We start from the raw sequence: 13,045 nt of genomic DNA on the forward strand, positions 1-13,045 counted from the left end.
CCACATCCGGTCCGGCACCGAGAGGCGTTCACGAACTCGCCCGCCGACCGGAGATCCGGTCGGCGGGCGGGAATCGGCGGGTGCGACGCGTCAGGCGCCGAAGGACCTGGTGAAGTCGTCGGGGATGATCAGGTCGTCGGCCGAGAGCTCATGCACGCTCCTGTGCCCCAGACCCATCAGCACGCCGTCGAGCCCCATGCGCATGAGGTCGAGGACGTTCTCGACGCCGGCCTGGCCGTTGGCAGCGAGACCCCAGAGGTACGCCCGGCCGATCATCACAGCCCGGGCACCCAGCGCGAGCGCCTTGGCCACGTCACTACCGCGACGGATGCCGCCGTCGAGAAGCACCTCGATGTCGTCGCCGACCGCGCTGGCGATGTCGGGCAGCAAGCGGATGGTCGCGGGGGTGCCGTCGAGGTTGTTGCCGCCGTGGTTGGAGACCGAGATGGCCGACGCACCGATGTCGACCGCGCGCTTGGCGTCGTCGAGCCGGGTGATGCCCTTGACCATGAACGGACCGCCCCAGTGCTCACGTAGCCACTGCAGGTCTTCCCACGTGGGCGGCGGGGTGCCCATCCACTCGCCGTAGGCACCGAAGAAGGTCGGGCCGGGGACGCCCTGCGGGGTGAGGTTGGGCGCCGTGAGATCAGGGATGACGACCTTGCCGCCCTTGACCCAGTCCAGCGCGTAGCGCGGCTTGACCGCGATCTCCGGACCCAGACGCACGAGCGCCTTCAGGTTCACCTTCTCCGGGATCTCCGGACTGCCCCAGTCGCGTCCGACGTTGAAGACCCAGTCGGTGGTGACGATCAGCCCTTTGGCGCCGGCCGCCTTCGCCCGCTCGGCCCGCCGGAGGATGTCCTCACGGCTGCCGAGCCAGTAGATCTGGAAGAAGACCTTGTCGTTGACCGCGGTCACCTCTTCGACGGCGTGGGAGGCGAAACTCGACAAGCCCATCGCGGTACCGCGGGCGGCCGCTGCACGTGCGACGGCGACCTCACCGTCCGGATCGACGGCCTGGACACCGGTCGGCGAGATCATGACCGGGAAGGAGAGCTCCTGCCCCATCACCGACGTGGTCATCTCCCGCTCCGGCTGGGCACCGACAACGTGTGGTGCCCAACCCAATTCGGAAAAGGCCTGCACGTTGTCGTCGAGGGTCACACCGGCCTGGGTGCCGGCGACCAGCGATGCGTAGACCGACTTCGGCAGCCGTTTCTTCGCACGACGCTGAGCCTCGGTGACCGTTTCGAACCAGGGGTTTCTCGCCCAGGGGTTGAGAGCCATTCTCTTACTCACTCACTCTTCTCGGATGCGGGCCGTCGCCCGCGGGATATGTTCGATGCCCCGCGATGACTCGACACACGGTGGGGCCGCATGGATTACCGCGCGGCGGGGGTGAACCCGGCCAGCGGGTTCTCGTCACAGGACTTGGTGGGTCGTCCACCCACCGGGGTCAGGTCGCCGTCGGGGCGACGGGTCATCAGCGTCAGGGGGGTGCCGCGCGAATGATCCTTGTTGGCCGTCGGTTTGGTGCGATCGCCGGCGAGCAGTTCTTCGCCGTAACCCTGCACGCACTCGGGGTCCGGTCCGGCCAGCGGCAGGCCGGTGAAGAACTTGGCCGCCATGCAGCCACCGCGGCAGGCGTCGAAGTGCGCACACTTGGTGCAGGCACCGGCGTTCTGCGGCTCGCGCAACTCGGTGAACAGATCCGAACGCTGCCAGATCTCCTGGAATCCGCCGTCGGACAAGATGTTGCCGGCGAGGAAGTTCTCGTGGATCGCGAACGGGCAGGCGTACACGTCGCCCACCGGGTCGATCAGGCACACCACGCGCCCGGCACCGCAGAGATTGAGGCCGGGCAGGCCGCCGCCGGAATCCCCGCCGAAGGCCGACAGGTGGAAGAACGAGTCACCGGTCAGCACACGATCCCCGTGGGCGACAAGCCAGTCATAGAGTTCGCGCTGCTGCTCGGGCAGCGGGTGCAGGTCGTCCCAGACGTCGGCGCCACGGCCGGACGGACGCAGCCGGGTGATGCGCAGGGTGGCGTTGTAGCGGTCGGCGAGTGCCTTGAACTCGTCGAGCTGCGCGACGTTCTGCCGGGTCATGACGACGCTGATCTTGGCGTCGGCGAACCCGGCCTCGGCCAGGTTCTCGAGCGCCCGGACCGCCATGTCGAAAGAACCCGGGCCGCGCACGGCGTCGTTGACCTCCGCGGTCGCGCCGTCGAGCGAGATCTGAACGTCGACGTAATCCGATGCCGCGAGCCGCGCCGCGACCTTCTTGTCGATGCGCAAACCGTTGGTGGAGAACTTGACTCCCACCTGATGGCTGGTGGCGTAGTCGACGAGTTCCCAGAAATCCGGGCGGACGGTCGGCTCGCCGCCGCCGATGTTCACGTAGAAGACCTGCATGCGCTGCAGTTCGTCGATGATCGCCTTGCACTGTTCGGTCGACAGCTCGCGCGGGTCGCGCTTGCCGGACGACGACAGGCAGTGCACGCACGCCAGGTTGCAGGCGTAGGTGAGCTCCCAGGTCAGGCAGATCGGTGCGTCGAGGCCGCGCTCGAACTGGTCGACGAGGCGTCCGACCTTGGGCACCTGGTCGGCGGGCGCGCTCGGACGCTCGGAGGTCACGAGTTCGGCTGCGGTGGGCGGCATCTCGATGGTCGTCATCGTGTCGGTCCTAGGGTCGGGGCTGAATGCGGGGTGTCGATCGGGGCTGGCGATCGGGACGGATTCTGGATCAGGCCGCGCGGGGCGTGATCATCGCGCTGTCGGCCAGCGCCCTGAGCGCCTGCACATACAGCGGACGCTGCGCGGGCGTGATCCCCGCGGCGAGAAGGGCTGCCTCGGCGGAGTCGTGATCGGCGAGGGACTGCACGATTCCCACCACCGTGAGGTTCTTGAGGAAGGACAGCTTACGGGTACCGAAGTGGTACAGCAGGGCGCCGAAGGGCTCGGGGCGCAGCGCCACCTTCGGGTTGAGCTCCCACGCGACGAACGTGTCGAAGCCGGCTCGGGAATCGGGGGAATCGGGACCGGGGGTGTCGAACCGGACCCCGGCGACCGCAGAACGGCCGCCGGAGGTCGGATTCGATGTCGGGGCAGACATCAGTAGACCCCGCACATCCCATCGATCGACACCTCTTCGACGAGCGACTCGGCGATGAGTTCGGTCTCGTTCGAGTTTCCAGCGGTAGCGGCGGACTGGTCGGCCATGATCCATACCTCCTGATCTTCTTAGTGACTCGGATCACGAAGGACTATAGTGGCACTCAGTGCAGATTTCTACTGCTAGAGCAAAGCTGCCCGTTCGGGCAGGTGATCCGCACGTGTTCCGTCGGCCGCGCGGAAGTGCATCCCATATGGTGAGGTCTCGATGACGTCGACAACACAGCAGGACGCGAACCCGGGGCGCACCGCGCCCGGGCGACGCCCGATCTCCTCGCGCGCGCGGATCAGCGCGCTCGCGATCAGCCTGTTCACCACGCGGGGCTTCGAGGAGACCAGCGTCGACGACATCGCCGAGGCCGCGGGCATCGCGCGCCGCACACTGTTCCGGTACTACTCGTCGAAGAACGAGATCCCTTGGGGAGAGTTCGACGACCACCTCGGCGAATTGCGCGGACTTCTCGCACAGATACCCACCGACATCCCCATGGCCGACGCCCTCGTCGATGCGCTGGTCGCTTTCAACCGGGTGCCACCGGAGGAACTCGAGAACCATCGCAGGCGCATGTCCCTGCTGCTCGGAGTTCCGGCGCTCCAAGCGCATTCGATGATCATGTATGCCGATTGGCGCCATGTCATCGCCGGGTTCTGCGCAGCCCGACTCGGCCTGGACGAGAACGACCACATCCCCCAGACGATCGGCTGGCTGTGCCTGGGCGCGGCCCTCGCCGCCTACGAGCAGTGGCTGGCCGACCCCGATGCCGACCTCGAGGCACTCATCGCCGCCGGTGCGCGGACCGTCGCGAACGGGGTCGCGTCACTCGCCCGGACGGCATGACCACCGCGGCGACTACGCTGGCGACGGCATGGCCTCGTGGGACGCCCACAGATTGGGCTATCCTGAAGTAGAACGTGTTCTAATTCGGTCCGGTTCAACCCGGTCCTCGACGTCGGAGAGCTGCTACATGTCTGACCTGACCCCTCATGGCTCACGAAGCGTGATCCTCACGGTGGCCGAGGTGATCGATGAGACGTCCGATGCCAAATCCATCGCCTTCGAGGTCCCCGAGACGTCGTCGGCCGCCTTCACCGACTACAAGCCGGGGCAGTTCCTCACGCTCCGCATCCCCAGTGAGCAGACCGGGTCGGTGGCCCGCTGCTACTCCCTGGCATCGTCGCCGTACACCGACGCCCGTCCCAAGGTGACCGTGAAGCGCACCGTCGACGGCTACGGGTCCAACTGGGTGTGCGACAACCTCTCCCCCGGTTCCCAGGTCGAGGTGCTGCCCCCGTCCGGGGTCTTCACGCCGAAGTCCTACAACGACCCGCTGCTGCTCATCGCCGCCGGCAGCGGCGTGACGCCGGTGATGTCGATCCTCAAGGCGGCGTTGAAGAAGAGCGACGCGCCGATCGTCTTCTTCTACGCCAATCGCAGCGAGGACGACGTGATCTTCGCCGCCGAGCTGCGCGACCTGCTCCACGCGCACGCCGACCGCCTCACCGTCGTCCATTGGCTCGAGACCCTGCAGGGGCTGCCCACCGCGGCAGCCCTGACATCGGTGTTCGCGCCGTACTCGACCACCCACACCGCCTACATGTGCGGTCCCGGACCGTTCATGGACGCCGTCCACAAAGCCTTGGCGCAGGCGAACTTTCCGCACCACAACGTCCACACCGAGGTCTACAACTCGCTGTCCGGCGACCCGTTCGCCGACGTCGAACTCGAGGAGGTCAGCGAGGAGGACCAGGCTTCCGCGGCCACCGTCGAGGTCGAACTCGACGGCGAGACCCACACTCTGAGCTGGCCGCGCAAGCGCACCCTGATCGAAATCATGCTGGCAGCCGGGCTCGACGCCCCGTACTCCTGCCAGGAGGGCGAGTGCGGTTCGTGCGCATGCACTCTCACCGAGGGCACCGTCGACATGGACAACGCCGGCGCGCTCGACCCCGAGGACATCGAGGACGGTTACATCCTGGGCTGCCAGGCACATCCGACCTCGGATTCACTCAAGATCGAATTCTGACCGGCAGTTCCGACCATCGAAGGGGAGCACCGACGTGACGACCATCCTCAGTTCCCGGCGTGAACGCTCCCGATTCAGTCCGGCGCAGCTCGCCCGCGGTATGGCCGTGATGCTCCTCGGTATCGGGGCACTCCACTTCGTGGCACCCAAACCGTTCGACGAGATCATCCCGGAGGAGATCCCCGGCGACCCGCGAACACTGACGTATCTGTCCGGGGTTGCCGAGATCGGCTTGGGCGCCGGACTTCTCGTGCCACGGACCCGCCGCCTCTCCGGTGCGCTGGCGGCGCTGCTGTTCCTCGCCGTCTACCCCGCGAACCTCAACATGGTGCGGATCTGGTGGGACAAACCGCTGCCATACCGGGTCGCCGCACTGGCGCGCCTGCCGTTTCAGTTCCCGATGATCTGGGCGGCGATACGCGTGGCGCGCGAGAGCTGATCCTCTCCTCGGCGTCTCCTCACCTCAGCGCACGGAAGTGCGCGCGCTCCTCGGGCGTCCGGTGTTCGATCGCGTAACTCAGTGCGGTGCGGCCCATTCGGGCGGCATTCTCCTCGAGGTACGCCAGAAGTGTCTGCTCGTCGACGCGCTTACCGATCTCGCGAAGCATCCACCCGAAGGCCTTCTGGATGAGGTCCCGCGGGTCGTCCCGGACGAGTGGCGCCACCGACAGAAGCACTGATGCGTCAGCGTGTTTGATGTGGGCGAAGGTCGCGATGATCCCCACGCGTCGCCGCCAGAGGTCGCCGTCGGCGGCGTGGGCGAGGATGACGTCGATGTCGCCCCGCCGGCGGCAGTATTCGCCGAGGACGGAATCGGCGGACGAGTCCACGAGATCCCAGTTGTTCACCCGTCCCCGACGGACCGCGTCGAGGTACAGACCGACCCACCCCGCAGCCTCGTCCCAATCCGGGCCCGAGCGCGGCCGCAGGGCCCGTTCGAACTCGCCGCGCAGCAGGAACAAGGCGATGAGCCGATGCTCGTGAACCGGCGAGTCCAGAAGCGCGACAACCTCATCAGCGCCGATGCCACGGAAGCGTTTGGCGATCGCCCGTTGCTGGGGCACGCGCAGGCCGAGGAATTCGTCACCCTCCCCGTAGCCGCCGGGCCGGACCTGGAAGAACCGCGCCAGGTCGACCGCACACTGGGGATCGGCGATCTCGGCCGCCGCCGCGCGTACCGAAGCGGCGTTCAACTCGGCGCCCACCGACGCTACAGCAGATCGGCGATGGGCGTCGGTGTCTGGAGTTTCGATCGGGTCTTCATGACGGCACCGACCTTGCCCGCACCGACGACGCCGGTGAGGACGCCATCGCGGCTGTAGTAAGCCACGAACTTCTTGCCGTCGTCGTCGACGACGTGCACGGTGTCGTCGGCGCGTGGGGAACCGAGCACCTGGATCTTCAGATCGAACTGGTCGCTCCAGAAGTACGAGACCCCGGCGGTGACGGCGTCGCCACCGGCGATCTGGTGGGCGACGACGGAGGCCTGTTCGACCGTGTGGTTCCAGTGCTCGACACGGTGCGGGGTGCCGTCCTGGTCTCGCCAGTTGGCGACGTCGCCAACTGCGTAGACGTTCTCGGCACTGGTGTGTCCGGTTGCATCGCAGGCGATCCCGCCACCCGCTTCGCGCGGCGCGAGTTCGATCCCGGAACCGTCGAGATAGCCGGTCACCGGTGTCGATCCGATACCGACGACCACGATGTCCGCGGACAGTTCGGTGCCGTCGTCGAGCTTGACCGCGGTGACCTTCGGTCCGGTCGGGTCCTCGACGACGACGATCTCGGCAACGCCGACCCCGGTGCGCAGGTCGACCCCGTTGGCGGTGTGGAGGCGTGAGACCAGCGTGCCGATCTCTTCACCGAGAGCCACCGCGAGCGGAGTGGGGGCGGGCTCGACGAGGCTCACGCTCAACCCTCGGGAGGTGAGGCTCGCGGCCACCTCGCAGCCGATGAACCCGGCACCGATCACCACAGCGGTCGAGGCGGCATCGATCTCGCCGCGCAACGCCACCGCGTCGTCGTAGGTCCGGATCATGTGCACGCCGGCCACGGCGTCGGCAAGACCCGGGAACGGTCGCGGGTTCAGCCCCGTGGCCAGGACCAGCGTGTCGTAGGCGAGAGTGTCGCCGGATGCCAGCGTGATGGTCTTTCCTGCCGGCGACACCGAGGTCACCGCGGAACCCAGGCGAAGGGTGATGCCGGATTCGCCGTAGAACTCCTCGGGTTTGAGGTCGACCCGATCGTCTTTGCCGAGCAGGACAGACTTCGACAGCGGTGGACGGTCGTAGGGCGGATGATCCTCGGCCCCCACCAGGGTGATCGGATCGGTGAACCCGTGGTTGCGGAGGCTCTCCGCAACCCTGATCCCACCCAGGCCCGCCCCGACGACCACGACGCCCGCGCCTGATCCACTCATCTTCGTCCTCTCTCACCGCGGACACCGTTCAACTCGGAATGCCCGACGACATTCCGAGGACAGTGCCTCAGCGGGTTACGTCTCCGACCGGTTGCAGGTCGGACAGCAGCCAATTCCCGTCGACCTTACGCATAAGTGCCCACCTCGCGGTAGGGGTTGTCTCACCGTCCGCGTCGGCAGGCACCCTAAAGCCTATAGGTTTTTGTCCGTCGGCGACAGACACCGTCTGGTCGACGAACACGAGGACCCGCGCGCGTTCGTCGGCGCTGTCGTCCAGACCGGCGCCCACGACCCGTCCGACCATCGAGATCGCCGCGGCCCGCGCCCCGGGAAGGACGACGTCGGCGCCCCGGTTGCGGTATTCGAGACGCAACGGGTCGGCAAGCAGCGCATCCGTGCGCCGCCGCTGGTCGGGTGGGTCATCCGGCCCGAATGTCATCAGTGCACCGACCGCGCCGCCCGCCGCGGACAGGATCGCGGCACGCTCATCCTCGCTGGGCTGTGGGTCGGACCGCAACACCGCGATCCCGGCGATCAGCGCGACAACGAGTGCCACGACGGTGACGACGGTCAGCGCAGCGATGCGATGGCGTTGCCGGCGTGTCGGGCGCGGTTCCAGGAGTTCGGTCACGACAGACGCGCCTCGGCGATCTTCCAGCCGTCACCGGTGCGTTCCATGGTGATCAGCGCCGTGATGCGTTCGGCGGTCGCGTCGACGGCGGCCGGGTCCGCCGCCCTCTCCGACCCCAGCAACAGCGGGTTCGTGGCGTCGGCGACGACGAGCACGTCCACGGTGGTGCCGGTGTCGTCCGACGCCGGGTCGGTGACCAGGCCGGCCGAGACCACCTGTCCGACACTGCGTCCGGTCTGCGTGCGCACTTCGGTGACGAGAGCGTCACGGGCCTTGTCGATGCGATCCCGCTGCGAGCCGGTGCTCACCGCGAGCACTCCGTCCACATAGGCACCGGCCTCGGCCGGGTCGGCGGTGAGCATGGCCGTGACCGCAGCACGCGCCGAATCCAGCACTTCGCCCTGCAGATCGACTTCGGCCCGCTGCCCGCGGATCTGCCATCCCAGGACAACGCCCGCGACGACGAGGATCGCGACGATCGCCGCCACGGCCAGAAGACCCGCTCGTAGGCGGCGCGTCCGTCGCACGGCACGCTCGCGGAGCGCGGGTGCGGCGGCGATCCGGGCTGTGCGCGCACTCCGCGTCGCCTCGTCGACCCGGCTGCGGGCAAGCCGCACGCGGGCGGAGGTCGAGTCGTCTGCCTGCGTCACCGTCTCACCCGATCACATCGGCCGCGGCGAGCAGCCACGAATCATCGGCACGGACGAAGCGAGCCAGCACCGATCGCCGGACCGTCGCCGCATCAGGTTCGGATCCGGCACGAACATCGGACCGTACGGTCACCGCCACCCGCATCAGTGCCTGCCCTTCGACGGCGTCGGCGTCGACCACGCTGACGATCTCAGGCCGCCACACGACCGAGATCGTCCCCGGCTCCGGCGGCCGGGTGAGCTGTGCTCCGTAGCTGTCGAGAAACTGGCGAGCGACCAGCTCCCGGGCCCGCGCCCGATCCTGTTGCCACCGAGACGAATCGACCGAGAAGACGTCGGCCACGATCGTTCGCGCACGGCTGCGGAGCTGCTCACGGCTGTCCTGCAACTCGTCTCCCGCGGCGTGGGCACGCCACGCGGACCCCGCGGCGACCAGCGCAGCCGCGAGCACCAGCGCCGCCACCAGAATTCGGAGAGCGCCGGCCCGCGCCGAGATGTAACCCGATGAGGTCATGGAAGGTATTGCACCGCCCCGAGTTTCAGCGAGCCGTCGTCTGGTGTGACCAGTACCCGTAGCCGGAATCGGCGTGCCTGCCCCGGACCGGTCCCGTCATCGGCGTCGAACAGGACGGTCGCCGCGACGAGAACCGTTGCGCTGCCGCCCTCCCGGGCAGAGACACCCGTGCCGTCGACCGAGGACTCGGACACCGAACCATTGGCCTGCACGAAAGCGCTGTAGCTGTCCGCGGACTGGGCGAACTCGTCGTAGAAGGTGCCGGTGGCGCCCGCGAGGATCTTGCGCGCCCGGCCCGGATCGCGATGGTCCGGCGCGATCAGCACGGCGACGCGTTCGGCGGCGGCACGTTCGAAATCGTCGTCGGTGTAGGCGTTCCGCGCGTCGGACCAGGCCGCGACCGCGATCCCGGCGCCGACGACCGCGACGACCGTCACCAGAATCGTCAGAATCCACCGCCACCGCGGCACCGGGCGTCGCAGGCCCGCGTCGACCTCCACGGCATGCAGTTCGTCGAGCGCCTCGCGCAGTTCACGCCGAGCGCTGCGTGCGGACGCGATTTCCGCCGCACCGGACCGCGACCCCTCGCTCAAAGCCGGGCTCTCCTCTACGACGACAGGCGGGTGTTCGCTTTGTTCTCGACCTTCTCACCGCGGATTCGGCTCGAGTAGGCGGCGCGCGCCTCCTGGTCGGGGCTCAGGAAGATCGAGTCCAACTTGGTGAGCTTCCGGCTGAACCGCTTCATCGCCTGTGGGAACAGGGGACTCGAGTCCGCCCAGCGCATCGACCGCGGGGCGTACACGCGCGTCACCGGGCGGGCGATCGTCTCCACGACGATGGCCGCCACTTCTTCCGGCGACACGGTCTGGATGAACTTGTTGGTCTGGAGTCCGGAGATCAGCGCGGTCCGGGTGAAGGTCGGGAGGACGGCGCTGACGGTGACACCCTCCGGCTCGAGCTCGGCGCCCAGCGCCTCGGAGAACTCGATCACCGCGGCCTTGGCGCCGTTGTAGATGGTCAGACCCGGGGTCGGGATGCGGCCGGCCGTCGACGCGATGTTGACGATGTGGCCGGTCCGTCGCGGGGCCATCCGGCGAGCTGCTTCCTGGCAGCCGATGATGACGCCGAGGACGTCGATGTCGAAGGTCCGGCGGATGATCGTGTCGTCGTAGGACAAGAACGGACCGACCGGCATGATCCCGGCGTTGTTGACCAGGACGTCGATCGGTCCGAGCCGGCTCTCGACCTCGGAGAGGAACGCGTCGAAGGACTCCCGCCTGGTGACGTCGACCTCGACGCCCTCGATGCCGAGATCGGCAGCGGCCTTGCCGACCGCCTCGCCGTCGACGTCGCCGATGGCCACCTTCGCGCCCGCTCGGAACAGCTGGGTCGCGGTCTCGAATCCGATACCGCGCGCGCCGCCGGTGATGACCACCACCTTGTCCTTCAGCGCCGCGCGGACGGCATCGTGGTCGGGCTTCCGAGACAGTTTGTCACGCAGGCTCATTGGTTCCCCCTCGGGTGATTGTTGTTGATTGGTCTCGACAGTGGGCGGCGCGCACGGCCACCGCACAGGAGGTCGTCGCCGTAGTGCGTCGGGCTCCGGTCACCAGATCATCGGGGCGAGGAACTTCGCCGCGAAGTCGCGAACCCGCTGCGGTTCGGTGCGGGCCGGATCCGACGGCGGCGTCTCGAGGAGCGAGATCACCAGGCGCACATGGATCTCGACCGCCTCGAGCAGATCCTCGACCGGCATCTGGGCGCCCTCGTCGCGCAGCGTGGCGGCAACCCGATCGGTGACCATGTCGATGAACAGCGACGTCATCTTCGCGGTGACGCTCTTGATCTCGGAGTCGGTGAGGACGATCCGGCTCAACAGCGGGTCCGACATGACGAGCTCGGCACCGACCGCGAACGCCTCGACGAGCGCTTCCTTGGGTCCCATCCCCTTGACCGAGGCCTCGAGTTTCTGCATGCCGCGTTCGTAGGCATCGTTGGCCACGGCATAGAGGAGCGCCTCCTTGTTCGGGAAGCGGCGGTACAGGGTGCTGCGGCTGACGCCGGCACGCGCTGCGACCTCGTCGATGTTGGCGCGGCGCACACCGACCTCGGCGAACTCTGACGCCGCGGCCGCGAGGATCGCCGCCTCCTGGTCGGCCGGGCTCGCGGTGTTGCGCACCTTCCGGGTGGACGTGCGGGCGCCCTTCCCCTTCACGACGCTCTTCACGGTCTCCTTCACGAGATTGTCCGACACTCGATCACCTGCGCCGAAGGGTCACAGGGAGCTTGTCCTTGGGCACGGGCAGCGCGCTGTAGTCCATCGGCAACGTGTAGTCGGCCGGCACCGACCATTCGTACCCACGCAGCAGGTGATGCATGATCGTCTTGATCTCCATCTGGCCAAAATACAGGCCGATACATTTGTGAACGCCACCACCAAATGGCATCCAGGCGAACCGGTGGGACTTGTCCTCCGCGCGCTCCGGACCGAACCTCTCCGGGTCGAACATGTCGGGATTGGTGAAGAACTCCGGGTCCCGCTGGCCGGACAAGGAGGAAGTGGTGACGATGGTGCCCTCGGGGATGTGGAAACCCTGGACCGAGGTGTCCTTGATGGCCATGCGGGGCTGGGCCGGCACCGGCGGACAGAGCCGCAGCGACTCCTTCATCACCAGGTCCAGCGCAGTCATGCTCCCGAGGCTGTCGTATCCGAGTTCGGGTCCGAGTTCGAGCGACTCCGACCGGGCACGTTCCTGCCACTCGGGCGCCTTGGCCATGTGGTAGGCCATCTGGGTCATCGTGATCGTCGACGTGTCGTGCGCGGCCATGAGCACGAAGATCATGTGGTTGACCACGTCCTCGTCGGAGAAGCGATCTCCCTCATCGCTCTCCGCGTGACAGAGAACCGAGAAGAGATCCGGGGTCTCCCGTGCCCGCTTCGCCGCGATGTTGGCGTAGAAGAACTCCTCGAGGACCTTGCGCGAGCGCAGCCCCTTCCACCAGCGACCGCCCGGAACGGGTTTGCGCACGTAGGCGACACCTGCACGGACGGTGTCGATGAACGCCTTGTTGATCCGGTCGGCCTCGTCCCTGGGAAGGTTCAGGCCGAGGAAGACCTCGAGCGCGACGTCGAGAGTGAGCGCCTTGAACTGTTCGAACAGTTTCACCGAGCCGACCGGGAACTCCCCGACGCGCTCGGCGATCATGGGCTGCATCTCCTGCATGTAGCCCTTGAGCGCAGAGGTGCTGAACGCCTGCTGCAGGATGTGCCGATGGTGACGGTGCTCGTCGAAGTCGAGGAGCATGACGCCGCGGTTGAAGAAGGGACCGATGAAGTAGCTCCACGCCGGACCGTTGGCGAACGCCCGGTCCTTGTTCATCAGGATCTCCTGCGCGGCGCGGGGGTCTCCCGTCACCACCATCTGCACGCCGAAGGCATCGAGTCCCGACACGTTGCCGAACCGGGCGCGGCGGCGGTCGGCGAAGGCGAACGGGTCGCGCCGCATCGACATGATCTCGAGGATGCTGTTACGACCCGAACACGGCACGGCCTGCAAGCCGCTCCCCGTGGGAGGGGTCGCGAGTACCGACGCCATGACCGTCTCCCGTCCAGTCGAGTCGTGCAGAATGTGATCCA

16 protein-coding genes are annotated in these 13,045 nt (G+C 67.5%); 3 read left to right on the forward strand and 13 right to left on the reverse strand.

Going from position 1 to position 13,045, the window contains the following annotated elements; all coding sequences use genetic code 11:
- Positions 1-90: 90 nt before the first annotated feature.
- From mftD to mftA, 4 genes are all read right to left on the reverse strand, one after another.
- Complete coding sequence (gene mftD, locus GAA2_RS18425; RefSeq protein ID WP_096274554.1) at positions 91-1,287, reverse strand: pre-mycofactocin synthase MftD; 1,197 nt, start codon at positions 1,285-1,287, stop codon at positions 91-93.
- Positions 1,288-1,382: 95 nt separating this feature from the next.
- Entirely contained in the window at positions 1,383-2,675 is a 1,293-nt protein-coding gene (gene mftC, locus GAA2_RS18430) for a mycofactocin radical SAM maturase (protein WP_006434700.1), read from the reverse strand.
- 70 nt (positions 2,676-2,745) lie between these two features.
- Positions 2,746-3,114, reverse strand: coding sequence for a mycofactocin biosynthesis chaperone MftB (gene mftB, locus GAA2_RS18435; protein ID WP_096274557.1), 369 nt, complete (start codon positions 3,112-3,114; stop codon positions 2,746-2,748).
- On the reverse strand, positions 3,114-3,221 hold the full coding sequence (mftA, locus tag GAA2_RS18440) for a mycofactocin precursor MftA (protein ID WP_096274559.1): 108 nt from the start codon (positions 3,219-3,221) through the stop codon (positions 3,114-3,116). Before mftA ends, mftB begins: the two co-directional genes overlap by 1 nt.
- Positions 3,222-3,381: 160 nt before the next feature.
- Between mftA and mftR the strand changes: the two genes are divergently transcribed.
- From mftR to GAA2_RS18455, 3 genes are all read left to right on the forward strand, one after another.
- Positions 3,382-4,011, forward strand: coding sequence for a mycofactocin system transcriptional regulator (gene mftR / locus GAA2_RS18445; RefSeq protein ID WP_096274561.1), 630 nt, complete (start codon positions 3,382-3,384; stop codon positions 4,009-4,011).
- Between the two features lie 127 nt (positions 4,012-4,138).
- Complete coding sequence (locus tag GAA2_RS18450; RefSeq protein WP_096274564.1) at positions 4,139-5,197, forward strand: ferredoxin--NADP reductase; 1,059 nt, start codon at positions 4,139-4,141, stop codon at positions 5,195-5,197.
- Positions 5,198-5,297: 100 nt separating this feature from the next.
- Positions 5,298-5,636: a DoxX-like family protein gene (locus GAA2_RS18455; RefSeq protein WP_096275005.1), complete on the forward strand. Its 339-nt coding sequence runs from the start codon at positions 5,298-5,300 to the stop codon at positions 5,634-5,636.
- 19 nt (positions 5,637-5,655) lie between these two features.
- Here the strand turns inward: GAA2_RS18455 and GAA2_RS18460 are convergent, their stop codons facing one another.
- From GAA2_RS18460 to GAA2_RS18500, 9 genes are all read right to left on the reverse strand, one after another.
- Complete coding sequence (locus tag GAA2_RS18460) at positions 5,656-6,402, reverse strand: DNA alkylation repair protein (protein ID WP_096274566.1); 747 nt, start codon at positions 6,400-6,402, stop codon at positions 5,656-5,658.
- A 5-nt stretch (positions 6,403-6,407) separates the two neighbouring features.
- Complete coding sequence (locus GAA2_RS18465) at positions 6,408-7,613, reverse strand: NAD(P)/FAD-dependent oxidoreductase (protein WP_096274568.1); 1,206 nt, start codon at positions 7,611-7,613, stop codon at positions 6,408-6,410.
- A gap of 67 nt (positions 7,614-7,680) precedes the next feature.
- Positions 7,681-8,244 carry a hypothetical protein gene (locus tag GAA2_RS18470; RefSeq protein ID WP_096274571.1) on the reverse strand — a complete coding sequence of 188 codons (564 nt, stop codon included), beginning with the start codon at positions 8,242-8,244 and terminating at the stop codon, positions 7,681-7,683.
- On the reverse strand, positions 8,241-8,894 hold the full coding sequence (locus GAA2_RS18475) for a hypothetical protein (RefSeq protein WP_096274573.1): 654 nt from the start codon (positions 8,892-8,894) through the stop codon (positions 8,241-8,243). The genes GAA2_RS18470 and GAA2_RS18475 overlap by 4 nt, the downstream gene beginning before the upstream one ends.
- 4 nt (positions 8,895-8,898) lie before the next feature.
- A complete protein-coding gene (locus GAA2_RS18480; RefSeq protein WP_191834502.1) occupies positions 8,899-9,408 on the reverse strand; it encodes a hypothetical protein in 510 nt (169 codons plus the stop codon).
- Positions 9,405-10,001, reverse strand: coding sequence for a hypothetical protein (locus tag GAA2_RS18485; protein WP_191834503.1), 597 nt, complete (start codon positions 9,999-10,001; stop codon positions 9,405-9,407). Before GAA2_RS18485 ends, GAA2_RS18480 begins: the two co-directional genes overlap by 4 nt.
- 14 nt (positions 10,002-10,015) lie before the next feature.
- Positions 10,016-10,915: an SDR family oxidoreductase gene (locus GAA2_RS18490; protein ID WP_096274579.1), complete on the reverse strand. Its 900-nt coding sequence runs from the start codon at positions 10,913-10,915 to the stop codon at positions 10,016-10,018.
- Between the two features lie 99 nt (positions 10,916-11,014).
- A complete protein-coding gene (locus GAA2_RS18495) occupies positions 11,015-11,662 on the reverse strand; it encodes a TetR/AcrR family transcriptional regulator (RefSeq protein WP_096274581.1) in 648 nt (215 codons plus the stop codon).
- A gap of 4 nt (positions 11,663-11,666) precedes the next feature.
- Positions 11,667-13,004, reverse strand: a complete 1,338-nt coding sequence (locus GAA2_RS18500; protein WP_096274583.1) for a cytochrome P450 — start codon at positions 13,002-13,004, stop codon at positions 11,667-11,669.
- Positions 13,005-13,045: the final 41 nt, after the last annotated feature.

The sequence above is a fragment of the Gordonia ajococcus genome (genome assembly GCF_012974285.1).
GTDB lineage: Bacteria > Actinomycetota > Actinomycetes > Mycobacteriales > Mycobacteriaceae > Gordonia > Gordonia amicalis.

Coding starts and splice junctions, on each gene's coding strand:
- mftR (WP_096274561.1), top strand. CDS start 3,382: ATGACGTCGACAACACAGCAGGACGCGAACCCGGGGCGCACCGCGCCC.
- GAA2_RS18450 (WP_096274564.1), top strand. CDS start 4,139: ATGTCTGACCTGACCCCTCATGGCTCACGAAGCGTGATCCTCACGGTG.
- GAA2_RS18500 (WP_096274583.1), bottom strand. CDS start 13,004: ATGGCGTCGGTACTCGCGACCCCTCCCACGGGGAGCGGCTTGCAGGCC.
- GAA2_RS18455 (WP_096275005.1), top strand. CDS start 5,298: ATGGCCGTGATGCTCCTCGGTATCGGGGCACTCCACTTCGTGGCACCC.
- GAA2_RS18465 (WP_096274568.1), bottom strand. CDS start 7,613: ATGAGTGGATCAGGCGCGGGCGTCGTGGTCGTCGGGGCGGGCCTGGGT.
- GAA2_RS18480 (WP_191834502.1), bottom strand. CDS start 9,408: ATGACCTCATCGGGTTACATCTCGGCGCGGGCCGGCGCTCTCCGAATT.
- mftB (WP_096274557.1), bottom strand. CDS start 3,114: ATGTCTGCCCCGACATCGAATCCGACCTCCGGCGGCCGTTCTGCGGTC.
- mftD (WP_096274554.1), bottom strand. CDS start 1,287: ATGGCTCTCAACCCCTGGGCGAGAAACCCCTGGTTCGAAACGGTCACC.
- GAA2_RS18490 (WP_096274579.1), bottom strand. CDS start 10,915: ATGAGCCTGCGTGACAAACTGTCTCGGAAGCCCGACCACGATGCCGTC.
- mftA (WP_096274559.1), bottom strand. CDS start 3,221: ATGGCCGACCAGTCCGCCGCTACCGCTGGAAACTCGAACGAGACCGAA.
- mftC (WP_006434700.1), bottom strand. CDS start 2,675: ATGACGACCATCGAGATGCCGCCCACCGCAGCCGAACTCGTGACCTCC.